Origin of the sequence: Paraburkholderia phymatum (assembly GCF_038900715.1) — a bacterium.
Lineage (GTDB): Bacteria > Pseudomonadota > Gammaproteobacteria > Burkholderiales > Burkholderiaceae > Paraburkholderia > Paraburkholderia phymatum_A.
Genome location: NZ_JAYMRZ010000011.1, coordinates 250,137 through 266,068, shown reverse-complemented (window position 1 = coordinate 266,068; position 15,932 = coordinate 250,137). Strand labels below are relative to the sequence as shown.

At 64.9% G+C, this 15,932-nt stretch carries 16 protein-coding genes; 10 read left to right on the top strand and 6 right to left on the bottom strand.

Annotated elements, in window-relative coordinates; all coding sequences use genetic code 11:
- Positions 1-92: 92 nt before the first annotated feature.
- Positions 93-1,868 (bottom strand): glyoxylate carboligase, encoded by a 1,776-nt coding sequence (gene gcl / locus VSR68_RS21525; RefSeq protein ID WP_342941758.1) that lies wholly within the window; start codon positions 1,866-1,868, stop codon positions 93-95.
- A gap of 441 nt (positions 1,869-2,309) precedes the next feature.
- Here gcl and VSR68_RS21520 point away from each other — a divergent pair, with 441 nt between their 5' ends.
- Positions 2,310-3,218, top strand: coding sequence for a LysR family transcriptional regulator (locus VSR68_RS21520; protein ID WP_342941757.1), 909 nt, complete (start codon positions 2,310-2,312; stop codon positions 3,216-3,218).
- 119 nt (positions 3,219-3,337) lie between these two features.
- Here VSR68_RS21520 and VSR68_RS21515 read toward each other — a convergent pair whose 3' ends face one another.
- Positions 3,338-3,661 (bottom strand): cupredoxin domain-containing protein, encoded by a 324-nt coding sequence (locus tag VSR68_RS21515; RefSeq protein ID WP_342941796.1) that lies wholly within the window; start codon positions 3,659-3,661, stop codon positions 3,338-3,340.
- A 67-nt stretch (positions 3,662-3,728) separates the two neighbouring features.
- A complete protein-coding gene (locus VSR68_RS21510) occupies positions 3,729-4,640 on the bottom strand; it encodes a metallophosphoesterase (RefSeq protein ID WP_342941756.1) in 912 nt (303 codons plus the stop codon).
- 170 nt (positions 4,641-4,810) lie between these two features.
- On the opposite strand from VSR68_RS21510, the gene VSR68_RS21505 reads away from it, so the two are divergent.
- From VSR68_RS21505 to VSR68_RS21465, 9 genes are all read left to right on the top strand, one after another.
- Positions 4,811-5,662, top strand: a complete 852-nt coding sequence (locus VSR68_RS21505) for an RNA polymerase sigma factor (protein ID WP_342941755.1) — start codon at positions 4,811-4,813, stop codon at positions 5,660-5,662.
- Entirely contained in the window at positions 5,652-6,599 is a 948-nt protein-coding gene (locus VSR68_RS21500) for an anti-sigma factor (protein WP_342941754.1), read from the top strand. Before VSR68_RS21505 ends, VSR68_RS21500 begins: the two co-directional genes overlap by 11 nt.
- A gap of 184 nt (positions 6,600-6,783) precedes the next feature.
- On the top strand, positions 6,784-7,158 hold the full coding sequence (rpsF, locus tag VSR68_RS21495) for a 30S ribosomal protein S6 (RefSeq protein WP_087735835.1): 375 nt from the start codon (positions 6,784-6,786) through the stop codon (positions 7,156-7,158).
- A gap of 73 nt (positions 7,159-7,231) precedes the next feature.
- Positions 7,232-7,531 (top strand): primosomal replication protein N, encoded by a 300-nt coding sequence (priB, locus tag VSR68_RS21490; RefSeq protein WP_152759767.1) that lies wholly within the window; start codon positions 7,232-7,234, stop codon positions 7,529-7,531.
- A gap of 2 nt (positions 7,532-7,533) precedes the next feature.
- Complete coding sequence (gene rpsR / locus VSR68_RS21485) at positions 7,534-7,809, top strand: 30S ribosomal protein S18 (RefSeq protein ID WP_087735833.1); 276 nt, start codon at positions 7,534-7,536, stop codon at positions 7,807-7,809.
- A gap of 27 nt (positions 7,810-7,836) precedes the next feature.
- Positions 7,837-8,289 carry a 50S ribosomal protein L9 gene (rplI, locus tag VSR68_RS21480; protein ID WP_342941753.1) on the top strand — a complete coding sequence of 151 codons (453 nt, stop codon included), beginning with the start codon at positions 7,837-7,839 and terminating at the stop codon, positions 8,287-8,289.
- Between the two features lie 171 nt (positions 8,290-8,460).
- The gene (locus VSR68_RS21475; RefSeq protein ID WP_342941752.1) at positions 8,461-9,849 is read left to right on the top strand and encodes a replicative DNA helicase; all 1,389 of its coding nucleotides are present in this window, start codon (positions 8,461-8,463) and stop codon (positions 9,847-9,849) included.
- A gap of 149 nt (positions 9,850-9,998) precedes the next feature.
- Positions 9,999-10,625 carry a DUF47 domain-containing protein gene (locus VSR68_RS21470; RefSeq protein WP_342941751.1) on the top strand — a complete coding sequence of 209 codons (627 nt, stop codon included), beginning with the start codon at positions 9,999-10,001 and terminating at the stop codon, positions 10,623-10,625.
- Positions 10,625-11,635: an inorganic phosphate transporter gene (locus tag VSR68_RS21465; RefSeq protein ID WP_342941750.1), complete on the top strand. Its 1,011-nt coding sequence runs from the start codon at positions 10,625-10,627 to the stop codon at positions 11,633-11,635. The genes VSR68_RS21470 and VSR68_RS21465 overlap by 1 nt, the downstream gene beginning before the upstream one ends.
- A 49-nt stretch (positions 11,636-11,684) precedes the next feature.
- Here VSR68_RS21465 and VSR68_RS21460 read toward each other — a convergent pair whose 3' ends face one another.
- From VSR68_RS21460 to VSR68_RS21450, 3 genes are all read right to left on the bottom strand, one after another.
- On the bottom strand, positions 11,685-12,491 hold the full coding sequence (locus tag VSR68_RS21460; protein WP_342941749.1) for an SDR family NAD(P)-dependent oxidoreductase: 807 nt from the start codon (positions 12,489-12,491) through the stop codon (positions 11,685-11,687).
- A 162-nt stretch (positions 12,492-12,653) separates the two neighbouring features.
- Positions 12,654-13,775, bottom strand: coding sequence for a C40 family peptidase (locus VSR68_RS21455; protein ID WP_342941748.1), 1,122 nt, complete (start codon positions 13,773-13,775; stop codon positions 12,654-12,656).
- Between the two features lie 301 nt (positions 13,776-14,076).
- A complete protein-coding gene (locus tag VSR68_RS21450; protein ID WP_342941747.1) occupies positions 14,077-15,909 on the bottom strand; it encodes a PhoH family protein in 1,833 nt (610 codons plus the stop codon).
- Positions 15,910-15,932: the final 23 nt, after the last annotated feature.

Genomic DNA, 15,932 nt, shown 5'->3' with positions numbered 1-15,932 from the left:
TCAAATTGAACAACGTGAACTGCGTGGTAAGGATGGACGCGCTTCTTTCGAAGCGCATCCATCCGGGTGAAGCGATGCAGCAGGTACGGCGATCAGTCGAGCAGGCTGACGGCGCTCGGCGCATCGGCGCGCGTCAGGGCGAGATCTTCGAACTCGTTGATCGCGTCGATCTCGGTGCCCATCGAGATGTTCGTCACGCGCTCGAGGATCACTTCGACGATCACGGGCACGTTGAACTCCGAGAGCATCGACTGCGCTTTTTCCAGCGCGGGCTTGATGTCTTCGGGCTTGAACACGCGGATCGCCTTGCAGCCGAGACCCTCTGCGACGGCGACATGATCGACGCCATAGCCTTCGATTTCCGGCGCGTTGATGTTGTCGAACGCGAGCTGCACGCAGTAGTCCATGTCGAACGCGCGCTGCGCCTGGCGGATCAGGCCCAGATACGAGTTGTTCACGACGACGTGCACATACGGCAGCTTGAACTGCGCGCCCACGGCCAGCTCTTCGATCATGAACTGGAAGTCGTAGTCGCCGGACAGCGCGACGATCGGGCGCTGCGGATCGGCGGCACGCACGCCGAGTGCAGCCGGAATCGTCCAGCCGAGCGGGCCGGCCTGGCCGCAGTTGATCCAGTTGCGCGCCTTGAACACGTGCAGGAACTGCGCGGCGGCGATCTGCGACAGACCGATCGTGCTCACGTAGCAGGTGTCGCGGCCGAACACCTGGTTCATCTCTTCGTACACGCGCTGCGGCTTGATCGGCACGTTGTCGAAGTGCGTCTTGCGTTGCAGCGTGCGCTTGCGTGCCTGGCATTCCTCGACCCATTCGCTGCGGTCCTTCAGCTTGCCCGCCGCTTTCCATTCCTTCGCGACTTCGACGAACAGTTCGAGTGCGGCCTTCGCATCGGACACGATGCCGAGATCCGGGCCGAACACGCGGCCGATCTGCGTCGGTTCGATGTCGACGTGCACGAACTTGCGGCCCTTCGTGTACACCTCGACGCTGCCCGTGTGACGGTTCGCCCAGCGGTTGCCGATGCCGAGCACGAAGTCGGATGCGAGCATCGTCGCGTTGCCGTAGCGATGCGACGTTTGCAGACCGACCATGCCCGCCATCAGCGGATGATCGTCGGGGATCGCGCCCCACGACATCAGCGTCGGGATCACGGGCACGCCGACGGTTTCCGCGAACTGCACGAGCAGGTCCTCAGCGGCTGCGTTCAGCACGCCGCCGCCGGAGACGATCAACGGCTTGCCGGCATCGTTGAGCATCGTGAGCGCGGCTTCGATCTGCTTGCGCGTCGCAGCAGGCTTGTAGACGGGCAGCGGCTCGTACGTGTCGATATCGAACTCGATTTCGGCGAGCTGCACGTCGATCGGGAGATCGACCAGCACGGGGCCCGGACGGCCCGAGCGCATCAGGTGAAACGCCTGCTGGAACACGCGCGGCACGAGCGCCGGCTCGCGCACGGTGACGGCCCACTTCGTGACGGGCTTCGCGATCGATTCGATATCGACGGCCTGGAAGTCTTCCTTGTACAGACGCGCGCGCGGCGCCTGGCCGGTGATCGCGAGGATCGGAATCGAATCGGCGGACGCGGAATAGAGGCCCGTGATCATGTCGGTGCCCGCGGGGCCCGACGTGCCGATGCACACGCCGATATTGCCGGGCGCTGCACGCGTATAGCCTTCCGCCATGTGCGATGCGCCTTCGACGTGGCGCGCCAGCACGTGACTGATGTTGCCCGCCTTGCGCATGGCCGAGTACAACGGATTGATCGCGGCGCCCGGAACGCCGAAAGCCGTGTCGATGCCTTCTTTTTCGAGCACGAGCACTGCTGCGTCGACGGCTCTCATCTTGGCCATGTTTGTCTCCTGAAGTCTGTCTTGCCGATGTGTCAAAGGGTGTTGGACACACTTTAAGACTGCATACAAGGTTTGATAAGATCATTCACGGTCGCTTATTCCAAAACAAAAAGTATGGAATGTGGGCGGGGTGCGGGTTGGGGCGCGACGACGGCAAATGGTCGTGGGGCGGGCGTGCGGCCGGGTTGCGTAGGGCGGGAGGTAACGCCGAAGCGCCAACGCCGGCCGACTCGCGTTGCGTGGGGCGGGAGTAGGCGCTGAAGCGTCAACTCCGGCGGACTCGCGTTGCGTGGGGCGGGAGTAGGCGCTGAAGCGTCAACGCCGGCCGACTCGCGTTGCGTGGGGCCGGAGTAAGCGCTAAAGCGCCAACGCCGGCCGACTCGCGTTGCGTGGGGCCGGAGTAAGCGCTAAAGCGCTAACGCCGGCCGACAGGAGACGATGATGGATCGCTTTAAACAGATCGAAACGTTCGTGCGCGTCGCGGACGCGGGCAGCCTCGCGTCGGCGGCGCTCGAAGAGGGCGTGTCGCCGGTGATTCTCGGCAGGCGCATCGACGCGCTCGAAAAGCGGCTCGGCGTGAAGCTGATGTACCGCTCGACGCGGCGGCTCGTCGTCAGCGAGGAGGGCGCCGCCTTTCTCGAGCGCTGCCGGGGACTGCTCAGCGAATGGGATCAGGCGGAAAACGAGCTGATGGCGGGGCGGCGCTCGGTGAACGGACATCTGATCGTGTCGGCGCCCGCCGCCTTCGGACGCAAGCACGTCGCGCCGCTCGCGCCGGAATTCCTGAAGGACAAGCCGGAACTGCAGGTTTCGTTCAATCTCACCGACCGCGTCGTCGATCTGGTGCGCGAGGGCTACGACCTGTCGATCCGCATCGGCGGGGCCGTCGATCCGAACTTCGTCGCCGTGAAGCTCGCGACGAACCGGCGCGTGGTCTGCGGCACGCCCGAGTACTTCCGCAAGCACGGCAAGCCGAAGACGCTCGAAGACCTGCCGAAGCACAACTGTCTCGCGTTCAACCTGCAGGGCGGCCAGAACCGCGGCTGGTACTTCCGGCGCAACGGCAAACTGACGACGGTGCGCGTCGGCGGCACGCTCGATTGCAACGACGGCGAGCTGCTGCACCGCTGGGTATCGGAAGGGCTCGGGCTCGGCTGGCGCTCGACCTGGGAAATCGATCAGCAGCTCGCGCGCGGCGAGCTCGAAACCGTGCTCGATGAATACGCGCTGCCCGATTACGACATCCTCGCCGTGTATCCGCAGCAGCGCTACGTGCCCGCGAAAGTGCGCTATTTCATCGACTATCTGAAAGAGGTGTACGGGCGGCCCGATTATTGGGCGAATGCGTAGGGCAAGCGCGTAATGAGCCCGCCGGCCCAACGCATAGGGCCAACGCACAGGGCCAACACATAGGGCCAACGCACAGGGCCAACGCACAGGGCCAACGCACAGGGCCAACGCACAGCGAGCTAGCCCACGACGATCATCCCGTTCATCGTCTCGTGTCCCGATCCGCAGAAGATATCGCACAGAAAATCGACGTTGCCCGCCGGCCCCGCCTGCGCCGGCACACGCACGACGGCGCCCGGCGGCACGTCGGCGCGCACGTTGTACTGCGGAATCGAGAAGCCCATCACCGTGTCCTGCGCGGTCAGCTCGAACACGACCTTCTCATTGGGCGCGAGCTTGATCTGATTGGGCGTGAAGACGAACCTGCGCGCGTGAATCTTGATCACGCGCGGCTCGGCGGCCCGGGCGTCGAAGCGGCCCGAGACGGCGAGCACCACGCCCATGCCGATCAGCGTAAAGAGTCGCCGTCGTTTTCCGTCGATGGCAAGCGATTGCATGGTGGTCTCCTCTTTATGTCGTCCTGATGGGCATCTCGTTGAGCGCGAGCGCGCCGGATTGCGGCGCCACTTCCACGCGCCGCCAGCCCAGCCCGCGATACGGCTCCGACGCGTCCCACGGCACGGGCAGCCTCTTCGCTTGCGACATCGCGGGCGGCAGCGGGAACATCAGCGAGCGCGCCGCGTGATGCGCGATGCCGCCTGTCATCATGTGATGCTCCTGATGGATGTGCCCGTAGAACACGGTCACGTACTTGCGGCGGCTCAGCACGTCGATCACCTGCGCGCCGTCGCGCGTCGCCCAGTCCCATTGCGGCGCGAGATCGAAGAGCGGCCGGTGCGTGAAGAGGACGATGCGCGCGTCCTGCGGCTGGCGGTCGAGATCGGCGGCGAGCCACGCGATCTGCTCGGCGCCGACGCGGCCCGCCGGGTCCGACACGTTGTCGAGCGTGATGAAGTGCACGCCCTTGTGATCGAACGTGTAGTGCGTCTGCCCGAAGTGCTCCTTGTACGCGGCGCCTGCATCGAGGCTCGCGTCGTGTTCGCCCGGCATCAGATAGAGCGGCTTCACTTTCAGCTCCGCGACGATCTGCTGGAACTGGCGCATACGCTCGTGGCGCACGGCGGTGTCGTCGGTGGTGTGGGTGAGGTCGCCCGTGAAGATGACGAAATCGGGCGGCGACGGCAGCGCGTTCACGGCGGCGATCGCCTTGGGCAGCGTGCCCTTCGGATCGGGGTTGACGCCGGGGCCTTCGAAACCCCAATGCGCGTCGGAAAGCTGGACAAAGTAGAAATCGTCGTCGCGTCCGTAGGTGAAGCCGGGCAGCCCCGACGCGAATGCTGCGCCGCCGACGGCCGAGAGCCGCAGGAAGTCACGCCGGCTCAGGCCTTTCAGGCGGTTTGGGTCTTTCAGACTGTTTTTCATGGGAAACCTCGCGAGTTAGGGACTCGCCTGCTGTACCGCGCGGCCACGTTTTCTATTCCCGGTTTCATTTTTTTTGGCGCGTGAAAAGGCCGGGAATAAAAAGCCGGGAATAAACTGGATCGAGGACGGGTATTGCAGCCGTGAAGTCTGGGCGAGCCTGGAGGGGATCGGTGACTGAGACGGGAAAACCTGCTGCCGCGGGCGATGCCGGCGATACATGTGACGCACGCGCCGAGGCGGCGCGCAGTCTGCGCTTTCAGCAGATGGCGCTGCCGCATCTCGATGCCGCGTACAACCTGGCGCGCTGGCTATGCGGCAACCCAAACGACGCCGATGACGTCGTCCAGGAAGCGTTCATGCGCGCGTTCCGCTTCTTCGACACGTTCCACGGCGAGACGGCGCGGCCGTGGCTGCTCGCGATCGTGCGGCGCACCTGGTACACGGAATGGCGGCGGCGCTCGGGCGTGCACGCGACGGTCGAGTTCGACGAGAACCTCGACGACGAGACGTTCGAAGGCTGGAGCGCGAGTTCGCCCGATCCGGAAACGCTGATGCTCCGCGACGAGGACACGCGGCTCGTGCACGAAGCGCTCGAGCAATTGCCCGTCGAATATCGCGAGGTGCTGATCTTGCGCGAACTGGAGGAGCTGAGTTACCGCGAGATCGCGACGATTGCGGACTTGCCCGTGGGCACCGTGATGTCGCGGCTCGCACGAGGACGTCGGAAGCTCGCGACGGCGTTGACGTCGCTGCTGGCGCAGGGGAGCGCGCGGACGACAGGCGGCGCGCGCGGGGGCGGCGCGCGGCGTGCGCCGGACGGCGCAGGCGATGTGCCGGGGGCGCGGCCCGCGATGCGCGCGTCGGCTCAGCCGGCGGGTCTGGCGGGTTCGGTGGGTCTGGCGCAGGGCGGCGCTTCTGGCGGTGCGCCCGATGGTCCACGCAAAACCGAAAGCGGCTGGTTGCCGCACGCTCCCGGCGGGTTGCCGGGCGGAATCGCAAAGGAGGCGCCAGATGGACTGTAACGAAGCGCGGCCGCTTCTCGATGCGAATGCGGACCATGAACTCACGCCGCCACAGTCGCTTGACGTGCAGCGGCATATCGAAAGCTGCGAGGCTTGCCGGAGGGAAAGCGAAATGGTGCGGGCGATGAAGGGCGCGGTGCGCACGGCGGCCTATCACCGCGCGCCCGACGAGTTGCGCGCCAGGATCATGGCGGCGCTGCCCCCCGTGGAAGTCGCCGAGCCGCAATGGCGGGCGCGCGAAAGCGACCGGCAAGCGGAGCCGCGCGCGAGGCGCCGCAACGGCTGGCTCGACTGGCTGCGGCTGCCGCAGGGCGGCGGCTTCGGGGCGCTGGCGGGCGAGGGTGGTGTGAGCGGATCAGGTAACGGTGCCGGAAGTGCAGCCGGGTGGCACGCGGCCACGGCCTGGCGCGGCGGTCTTGCGCTCGCGCTGTGCGCGCTCGTCGCGGCCGGGATCGCCGTGACGCTGCATCGCGCGGGCGAATCGGCGCCGTTCGTCGATCAACTGGTCGCGAGCCATGTGCGCGCGCAACTGTCGGGGCACGATATCGACGTCGTGTCGTCGGATCAGCACACGGTGAAGCCGTGGTTCAACGGCAAGCTCGACTACGCGCCGCCCGTCGAGGATCTGGCGGCGAGCGGGTTTCCGCTGGCGGGCGGGCGGCTCGATTACATCGGGCATCGGCGGGTGGCGGTGCTCACGTACCGGCACGCGAAGCACGTGATCGACGTCTACGTGTTTCCCGAGGACGATCCGGCGGCGGGCAAGCCCGGCCCGGCGCTCGTGCGCGACGGTTACGCACTCGCCCGCTGGCGCGACGACGGCATGATGTGGTGGGCCGTCACCGACGCCGCGCCCGAATCGCTGACAGCGCTGCAGGCAGCGCTGAGCGCGCGGCTGCGCGGCGAAGCGCCCGGCGCGCCCTATCCGGGCAGCTGAGCGACTGGTTTAGCAGGCAACCGGGGAATGCCCGATTCCCTAAGCCCTTGAAAACACGCCTGAATCGGCCGTGCGACGCACGCTTAATGTTGCAAACAGTGTCGATTCAGGTTATAGTTTCCGGCTTCTCACTTGCCACACCGGTTCCGACGCCCGGGTGGCTTCAATCCACAAGGAGTGTGTAATGCGTCATTACGAAATCGTATTCATCGTGCACCCCGATCAGAGCGAGCAAGTGCCCGCCATGATCGAGCGCTACAAGTCCACGATCACGTCGCACGGTGGCCAGATCCACCGCATCGAAGACTGGGGCCGTCGCCAGCTGGCCTACATGATCGAGAAACTCGCGAAGGCTCACTACGTCTGCATGAACATCGAATGCGACCAGACCACGCTCGACGAGCTGGAACACGCGTTCAAGTTCAACGACGCCGTTCTGCGTCACCTCATCGTCAAGATGAAGAAGGCCGAAACCGGCCCGTCGCCGATGATGAAGGAAGTGCAGCGCGAAGAAGCCAAGAAGGCGGCTGCAGCGCAGTCGACCGAAGCGCAGGCTTAAAGCAGAACCGTTAAGCCATCAGAGTTACGCGCCGCTCATTGGTACACCACGCGGACATCCTTAGAAGGAACCAATGAACCGGCTGCAACTTACGGCAAGCGTCGTCGAACGCGAACCGGTGCGGTACACCCCCGCCGGCGTTCCGATTGCAGGCTGTACGTTGCAACACCGCACGCAGGTCGTCGAAGCGGGCATTGCCCGAACCGTCGAGCTGACCATGCAGGCGGTAGCGGCCGGTGAGGCGAGCGGCAGGCTGGAGCGGGTTGAAATGGGCGTCGATACGCTCTTCACCGGCTTCCTGGCGAAGAAAAGCCGCAACGCGAGAACTCTGGTGTTTCACATCACAGAATTGCAGGACATTGGAAAGGACTGAACATGGCCCGCCCCACTGGTAAGAAATTCGACAAGCGTCGTCAGCAACAAAACCCGCTCTTCAAGCGCAAGAAGTTCTGCCGTTTCACGGCAGCTGGCGTCGAACAGATCGACTACAAGGACATCGATACGCTGAAGGACTTCATCGGCGAAAACGGCAAGATCACGCCGGCGCGTCTCACGGGTACCAAGGCCCACTATCAACGCCAGCTGGACACGGCTATCAAGCGCGCGCGTTTCCTCGCGCTGATGCCGTACACCGACCAGCACAAGGCCTAACCCGACGACGCCATAAGGAGCATCCGAATGCAAATCATTCTTCTCGAAAAAGTCGCGAACGTCGGCAATCTGGGCGACATCGTCAAGGTGAAGGACGGCTATGCACGTAACTTCCTGATCCCGAACAAGAAGGCTCGCCGCGCAACGAAGGAAGCGATCGCCGAATTCGAAGTTCGCCGCGCAGAACTGGAAAAGAGCGCTGCCGAAAAGCTGGCGGCTGCCCAGGCTCAAGGCGAAAAGCTGACTGGCCTGACGCTGCAGATCGCGCAGAAGGCTGGCGTCGACGGCCGTCTGTTCGGCTCGGTGACGAACGCCGACATCGCCAACGCGCTGACCAAGCAAGGCTTCGTCGTGGAAAAGGCGCAAGTGCGTCTGCCGGAAGGCCCGCTGAAGCTGGTGGGCGACCACCCCGTGCACGTTTCGCTGCACACGGACGTCACCGTCGACGTCACGGTGTCGGTGCTGGGCGAGCACGTCTAAGCTGCACGCGTAGACAGGATGTGAGGTCGCCGGGAAGTTTCCGGCGACGAGGGCAGGGGCCGGGAAACCGGCCTCTGCCTTTTTTATTGTCCGCAATCGTTGTTTACGCGCCCGGGTGTTCGCTGTCGAACGCTTTGCTGCTGTTCTCCATTTGCTTGATAATTCCACCCCATGAACGCACCGTCGAAAGATCCTCAACTCGAGTCGCTTAAAGTCCCGCCCCATTCCATCGAGGCCGAGCAATCGGTGCTGGGCGGCCTGCTGCTCGACAACGGCGCATGGGACCGCATCGCCGACTTCCTCGCGCAAAGCGACTTTTACCGCTACGACCACCGCATCATCTTCGAGCACATCGGCCGGCTGATCGCGGCGACGCGTCCCGCCGACGTCGTGACCGTCTATGAAGCGCTGACCACGTCGGGCAAGGCGGAAGAAGTCGGCGGGCTCGCGTATCTGAACGCGCTCGCGCAGAACACGCCGAGCGCCGCGAACATCCGCCGCTATGCGGAAATCGTGCGCGACCGCGCGGTGCTGCGCCGGCTCGTGTCGGTGGCGGACGAGATTTCCGCGGACGCCTTCAATCCGCAAGGCAAGGAGGTCCGCCAGCTGCTGGACGAGGCGGAATCGAAAGTGTTCTCGATCGCGGAAGACGGCGCGCGCGGCACGCAGGGCTTCCTGGAAATCGGGCCGCTGCTGACGCAGGTCGTCGAGCGCATCGACACGCTGTACCACACGGCCAACCCGAGCGACGTGACGGGCACGCCGACAGGCTTCGTCGATCTCGACCGGATGACCTCCGGGATGCACGGCGGCGAGCTGATCATCGTGGCGGGGCGTCCGTCGATGGGCAAAACGGCGTTTTCGATGAATGTCGGCGAATACGTGGCCGTCGAGTACGGGCTGCCCGTCGCCGTATTCTCGATGGAAATGCCGGGCACGCAACTGATCATGCGTATGCTCGGCTCGGTCGGCCGGCTCGACCAGCACCGCATGCGAACCGGGCGCCTGACGGACGAGGACTGGCCGAAGCTCACGCACGCGGTGCAGAAAATGAGCGAGGCCCAGATCTTCATCGACGAAACGGGCGGCCTGAACCCGATGGAACTGCGCTCACGCGCGCGGCGTCTGTCGCGGCAGTGCGGCAAGCTCGGCCTGATCATCATCGACTACCTGCAGCTGATGAGCGGCTCGTCGACGGGCGAAAACCGCGCGACGGAAATTTCCGAAATCTCGCGTTCGTTGAAGAGCCTCGCGAAAGAACTCGACGTGCCCGTGATCGCGCTGTCGCAGCTGAACCGCGGGCTGGAGCAGCGTCCGAACAAGCGCCCCGTGATGTCGGACCTGCGTGAGTCGGGTGCAATCGAGCAGGACGCGGACGTGATCCTCTTCATCTACCGCGACGAAGTGTACAACCCGGACAGCCCCGACAAAGGCACCGCCGAAATCATCATCGGCAAGCAGCGTAACGGTCCGATCGGCCCCGTTCGGCTCACGTTCCATGGTCAATACACGAAGTTCGACAATTTTGCGGGTCCGCAGAACTTCTACGGCGGCGAGTAGCACAACTTCGCGCGGGCGGGGAAACCGGGTTGCGCCTCCCGTTGCGCGCGCGCCTAAATCGCGGCCACGCGCCGCACTGAAAGTGGTCCCTAACGGTACAATATTGCGGTTTTATGACAGCTTCACCGTGACCACTTTCCGGGGACCCAATGTTCGGTCGATTCATGCCCACCGAGGGCAAATTCTTTGAAATTTTCAACGCTCACGCGCAGCACATCGTCTCGGGTAGCCGGGAACTCGAACTCCTGATCGATAACCTCGGCGACGCCGAGATTCACAAGCAGAACGTGCAGACGGCCGAGAAAGCGGCCGACAAACTGACGCACGAAACGATCGATCTGCTGCACAAGACTTTCATTACGCCGCTCGACCGCGACGAGATCCACAAGCTGATCACCACGATGGACGACATCCTCGACCTGATGGAGGACGTCGCCACGGCCATTTCGCTGTATGACGTGCAGGCCGTCACGTCGGAGGCGAGCCAGCTCGCGCACATCTCGACGGCTTGCTGCGAACGCGTGCAGGCGGCCGTCGGCATGCTGTCGGACATGAAGCAGGCCCGCGAGATCCTGAAGGCCTGTGAAGACATCGACCGTCTGGAATCGGACGCCGATCGCGTGCTGCGCTCGGCGATGTCGAAGCTCTTCCGCGAAGAAGACGACGTCAAGACGCTGATCAAACTGAAGGCGATCTACGAGCTGCTCGAGTCGATCACCGACAAGTGCGAGGACGTAGCGAACATCATCGAAGGCATCGTGCTGGAAAACGCGTAATGCATTCGATACAACTCGCCATCTGGGCGGTCGCGACGCTCGTCGTCGTCGCGCTCGTCTTCGACTTCATGAACGGCTTTCACGACGCGGCGAACTCGATCGCCACCGTGGTTTCGACGGGCGTGCTGAAGCCGCAACAGGCCGTCGCGTTCGCGGCCGCGTTCAACGTCATCGCCTATTTCATCTTTCACCTGAAAGTCGCGCAGACCGTCGGCAAGGGCACGATCGATCCCGCGATCGTCGATCATTACGTCGTGTTCGGCGCGCTGGTCGGCGCGATCGGGTGGAACATCGTCACGTGGTACTACGGCATTCCGTCGAGTTCGTCGCACGCGCTGATCGGCGGGCTGGTCGGCTCGGCGCTCGCGAAATCGGGCTGGGGCGCGCTGAACTGGGACGGGCTCATCAAGACCATCACGTTCATCATCGTGTCGCCGCTGCTCGGCTTCGTGCTCGGCTCGTTCTTCATGCTGATGGTGTCGTGGCTCTATTTCCGCACGCCGCCAAGCAAGGTCGACCGGCGCTTCCGCCGCATGCAGCTGCTGTCGGCGGGGCTCTACAGCCTCGGTCACGGCGGCAACGACGCGCAAAAGACCATCGGCATCATCTGGATGCTGCTGATCGCAACGGGCTACGCGTCGGCGACGGGCGACGCGCCGCCGCTTTGGGTGATCGGCGCGTGCTATCTGTCGATGGGTCTCGGCACGCTGTTCGGCGGCTGGCGCATCGTCCGGACGATGGGACAGAAGATCACGAAGCTCAAGCCCGTCGGCGGCTTTTGCGCGGAGGCGGGCGGCGCGATCACGCTGTTTCTCGCATCGTTCCTCGGCATTCCCGTTTCCACCACGCACACGATCACGGGCGCGATCGTCGGCGTCGGCGCGACGCAGAAGCTGTCGGCCGTGCGCTGGGGCGTGGCGGGCAATATCGTCTGGGCGTGGGTGCTGACGATTCCGGCGTCGGCCGTGCTCGCGGCGGCCGGCTGGTGGCTCGGCCACCGCTTCCTGTAGGCTTCAAAAGCTGGGCTTCAAAAGCGAGCCTTCAAAAGCGGCGCGCCGCTCAGATCAGCGGCGCGCTGCCTCCATCCATCGGGACGATCGCGCCCGTCACATAGCTCGCGCGACGGCTCGCCAGAAAGAGCGCGACGTCCGCAATTTCGTCCGGCTTCGCAAAGCGCCCGAGCGGCACGCGCGCTTCGCCGCGCGACAGCGCCTCGGCGGGCTGGATGCCTTCGCGCGACGCTTCCAGTTTCAGCGCCTCCTCGACGCGATCCGTCAGCGTCGCCCCCGGATTGATCGCGTTGATGCGTATGCCGTAGCGCGCGTAATAGTGCGCGAGGCCGACGGTCGCGAGCATCAGCGCCGCGTTCGCCGCGCCGCCCGCGATGTGAATGTCGCTCGCGATCTTGCCGCCCATGCCGATGATATTGACGATCGTCCCCGGCTCTTTCGCCGCACCGGACTTCACGCGCTCGGCCATGCGCTTCAGCACTTCCTGCTGCGGGTAGATGTACGGGAAGTATTTGGCTTCCATCGTCGCCTTGAACGCGTCGGCGTCGAGCGTTTCGGGATCGTAGCGGCGCGCCGCGCCCGCGCTGTTGATCAGGATGTCGATCGGGCCGACGGCGCCTGTCGCTTCGTCGACGACATCGGTGGCGCTGTGCGGTTCGTGCAGGTCGGCGCGGGTCAGATGGATGTGCAGCCCTTCGCTCGCAAGCTGCTCGCGGGCGCGGGCAAGATTGGCGGGATCGCGCGAAACGATCGCGACTTTCGCACCCTCCATCGCGAATGCGCGCGCACACGCCAGACCGATGCCTTTGCTGCCGCCCGTTACCAGGACCACTTTGTCTTTGAGTCCGAGATCCATCGTCGCCACCCGCCATCAGGGAAATATCGAAAACGATAGCAGAGGTGTGAGCGGGCTGGTGGCGAATCGGCCGGCGGCGGCTTTGTCGCATGGTGGGATTCGCGATGAATCGTGCGTGTGCGACGGCTGGCGGGCGCCCGTCAGACGCGCGTTCAGACGCGATCAATAGCCGCCGTTGGCAAAGCCCGCGATGGGGTCGTCGTTCGTCCGCGTCGGGGCGGGAATGGGGCGCGAAGCCGACGACGCGCGCATGATCTGCACGCCGCCCGAATCCGTCGATGGCTGCGCGTCGCGGGCCTCGCGGGCTTGACGGGCCTGACGCGCCGCGACGGCGGCGGGAGGAGGCGGCTCATAGGCATCGGCGGCGGCGTCGATGGCGTCGGGCGCTTGTTGTGCGTCAGCGGGCGCCGGCGCAGCGGCGGCAGCCGGCGACACCGCGCCCGCAGCGCGCGACTGCGTCTGCGCGGCACTCAGTCCCGGAGGCGGCGGTTCGAACGGATCGGCGGAAGCGGCGGCGGTCGCGCTTGCGGACACCGAAGGCTGTTGGACCGATTGCGCGGCATACGCGCTGCCTTGCCTGTATCCATTGACAGCGGCGTTGACGCTGGCTGCTTCACGCGATGCGCTCGCCGCGTCATAAACCGCCGGCTTCGATGGCGCGACGGTCGCAACGGCGGGCGCCGCAGGCGCGGGCGCCGACGCCTGGTAGCTCGGCGCATCGAACGGCGTCGTCGTCGGCTTGCTCAGCGCCGGCGCGACACGACGGATGCCGTCGAAACGCCTGGCCCAGTACGGATTGGTCAGATAGTCGAGCCGCACGGTGCCGCCCGTCGACGGCGCGTTCACGAAGCGCAGCTTGCCGACATAGATCCCGACGTGCGAATGCGGCCGTCCCGTCGTGTTGAAGAAAATCAGGTCGCCGGGCGCGATCTCGTCCGGTTCGACGGATTCCCCGCGCGAACTCATGTCGGCCGTCGTGCGCGGCAGATTCACGGATGCCGCGCGTTGCACCACGTAGTGCACGAGGCCGCTGCAATCGAAGCCGCTGTCGGGTGTATTGCCGCCCCAGCGGTACGGCACCCCGACGAGTCCCATCGCCTGAATCGAGATTTCTTCGCGTCCGATGCTGTGATCGACGAAATTGGGCAGGCCCGGCGGCGTGGTCCGATACGCACCGCCGGACGACGCATACGACCCGCCCGAGCCGCGCACGGTCTTCTGCGGCGCGCCTGAGCAGGCGGCGAGCAGGGCGGCGATGAGCAGTGACAGCGTGAGGCGGAGCATGAAAGCGAAGCCGGGCGACGACGCCCGGCAAAGGCCGACGATGCCCGATGGTAGCCCTTGCAGCGGGCCTCCGGCAAGAATTCCTGAGAAATGACTTGAAGTTTACGCGCTAAATGTTGCGTCGCGCGGACGACACGCGCTCACATTGCCCAACAATCGGGGATTCGACGCGCGTAGCCCGTTCAGGCGAAGCGTCAAGAACCGGCAATGAAAAAGCCGCTTCCGGCGGCAAACCGGAAGCGGCTTTGAAACAGACTTTGAAGCGGCTTTGACCCTGCGGCTTCGAAATCCAGAGAAGCGGTCAGAGAATATCGGAGGCGTAATCCGCGAGCCGTGAGCGCTCGCCGCGCGCGAGCGTCACGTGGCCGCTGTGCGCCCAGCCCTTGAAGCGGTCGACGACATACGTGAGGCCCGAGCTGCCTTCCGTCAGATACGGCGTATCGATCTGCGCGATGTTGCCGAGGCAGATGATCTTCGTGCCCGGGCCCGCGCGCGTGACGAGCGTCTTCATCTGCTTCGGCGTCAGGTTCTGCGCCTCGTCGATGATCAGATACTTGTCGACGAACGTGCGTCCGCGCATGAAGTTCATGCTCTTGATCTTCAGGCGCGAGCGGATCAGCTCCTGCGTGGCCGCGCGGCCCCATTCGCCCGCCGCATCGTCGGTCTTCTGCAGCACTTCGAGGTTGTCGTCGAATGCGCCCATCCACGGCTGCATCTTTTCCTCTTCGGTGCCGGGCAGAAAACCGATGTCTTCGCCGACGGGCACCGTCGCGCGCGTCACGATGATCTCGTTGTAGCGCTTGTCGTCGAGCACTTGCGCGAGGCCCGCCGCGAGCGCGACCAGCGTCTTGCCCGTGCCGGCCTGGCCGAGCAGCGTGACGAAGTCGATTTCCGGGTTCATCAGCAGGTTCAGCGCGAAGTTCTGCTCGCGGTTGCGCGCCGTGATGCCCCACACGTTGTTCTTGTGGTGGCCGTAGTCGCGCAGCGTCTGCAAGAGCGCCGTCTTGCCGTTCAACTCGCGCACGAGCGCATGGAACGCCGGCTCGCCGTTCTGCGGCTCCAGATAAACGAACTCGTTGACCAGCATCGACGCGCACAGCGGACCCGTCACGCGGTAGTACGTGGTGCCCGTCTTCGTGTCCTGCCAGCTTTCCATGCCCTTCGCGTGCTTCGTCCAGAAGTCCTGCGGCAGCTGACGGATGCCCGAGTAGAGCAGGTCCTTGTCCTCGAGAACCTGGTCGTTGAAGTAGTCTTCAGCGGGCAGGCCGAGCGCGTGCGCCTTGATGCGCATGTTGATGTCTTTCGACACCAGCACGACCTGGCGGTCCTGCCGGTCGCGCTGCAGCGCGCGCACGACGCCGAGGATCTGGTTGTCGGCCTTGCCTTCCGGCAGGCCTTCGACGGGCTCGATATCCGTGAGCTTGGTCTGGAAGTACAGGCGTCCCAGCGCTTCGAGGCTGCCCAGGCGCGCGAGCGGAATGCCTTCCGACATCTCGCCCGCGTTCGCGACGAGCGAATCCAGCGTGCGGCTCACCTGGCGTGCGTTGCGCGCGACTTCCGACATCCCCTTCTTGTGATTGTCGAGTTCTTCCAACGTCATCATGGGCAGATAGACGTCGTGTTCCTCGAAGCGGAAGAGGCACGTCGGATCGTGCATCAGCACGTTGGTATCGAGCACGAACAGCTTGCGGATCTCGGCTTCCGTGCCGCGCGTCACGCGTTTTTTCGTGCCGGCGCGCGTCGGCGTGGCGGGCGCGGCGGTCTCCGCTTCGGCTTCGGCGGAACCCTTGCCGCGGCGCGCGACGACGGGCGCAATCGCCTCGTCGTCTTCAGCGGACACGGACGGCACCGGCTGCAGCAACGCGGCCGTCTGCTTCGCCTTGCGGCTGCGCGACGGCGCGGCCTCGGGCAACGCGGAAGCGGACGACGTGGCGATCGGCGGGACGGGACGCAGGGTGGTCGCGGCGTTGGCGGCGTGCGTCATCGGTGTGGCGACATTGGCGCGGCCGAATTCGGCCGATGCGGCTTGCTCCCCTTCATGCGCCTGTTTTCGAGCAGGTTTGGCAGGCCTGGCCTTGTATTCATCAGGCGGCAACAGATTGCCGAGCTTGCTGGGTGGGGTAGGCAAAGGCATGGTTTCCCTCAAGTAAAGCGGGT

Coding starts and splice junctions, on each gene's coding strand:
- gcl (WP_342941758.1), bottom strand. CDS start 1,868: ATGGCCAAGATGAGAGCCGTCGACGCAGCAGTGCTCGTGCTCGAAAAA.
- VSR68_RS21520 (WP_342941757.1), top strand. CDS start 2,310: ATGGATCGCTTTAAACAGATCGAAACGTTCGTGCGCGTCGCGGACGCG.
- VSR68_RS21515 (WP_342941796.1), bottom strand. CDS start 3,661: ATGGGCGTGGTGCTCGCCGTCTCGGGCCGCTTCGACGCCCGGGCCGCC.
- VSR68_RS21510 (WP_342941756.1), bottom strand. CDS start 4,640: ATGAAAAACAGTCTGAAAGACCCAAACCGCCTGAAAGGCCTGAGCCGG.
- VSR68_RS21500 (WP_342941754.1), top strand. CDS start 5,652: ATGGACTGTAACGAAGCGCGGCCGCTTCTCGATGCGAATGCGGACCAT.
- rpsF (WP_087735835.1), top strand. CDS start 6,784: ATGCGTCATTACGAAATCGTATTCATCGTGCACCCCGATCAGAGCGAG.
- priB (WP_152759767.1), top strand. CDS start 7,232: ATGAACCGGCTGCAACTTACGGCAAGCGTCGTCGAACGCGAACCGGTG.
- rpsR (WP_087735833.1), top strand. CDS start 7,534: ATGGCCCGCCCCACTGGTAAGAAATTCGACAAGCGTCGTCAGCAACAA.
- rplI (WP_342941753.1), top strand. CDS start 7,837: ATGCAAATCATTCTTCTCGAAAAAGTCGCGAACGTCGGCAATCTGGGC.
- VSR68_RS21475 (WP_342941752.1), top strand. CDS start 8,461: ATGAACGCACCGTCGAAAGATCCTCAACTCGAGTCGCTTAAAGTCCCG.
- VSR68_RS21470 (WP_342941751.1), top strand. CDS start 9,999: ATGTTCGGTCGATTCATGCCCACCGAGGGCAAATTCTTTGAAATTTTC.
- VSR68_RS21465 (WP_342941750.1), top strand. CDS start 10,625: ATGCATTCGATACAACTCGCCATCTGGGCGGTCGCGACGCTCGTCGTC.
- VSR68_RS21460 (WP_342941749.1), bottom strand. CDS start 12,491: ATGGATCTCGGACTCAAAGACAAAGTGGTCCTGGTAACGGGCGGCAGC.
- VSR68_RS21455 (WP_342941748.1), bottom strand. CDS start 13,775: ATGCTCCGCCTCACGCTGTCACTGCTCATCGCCGCCCTGCTCGCCGCC.
- VSR68_RS21450 (WP_342941747.1), bottom strand. CDS start 15,909: ATGCCTTTGCCTACCCCACCCAGCAAGCTCGGCAATCTGTTGCCGCCT.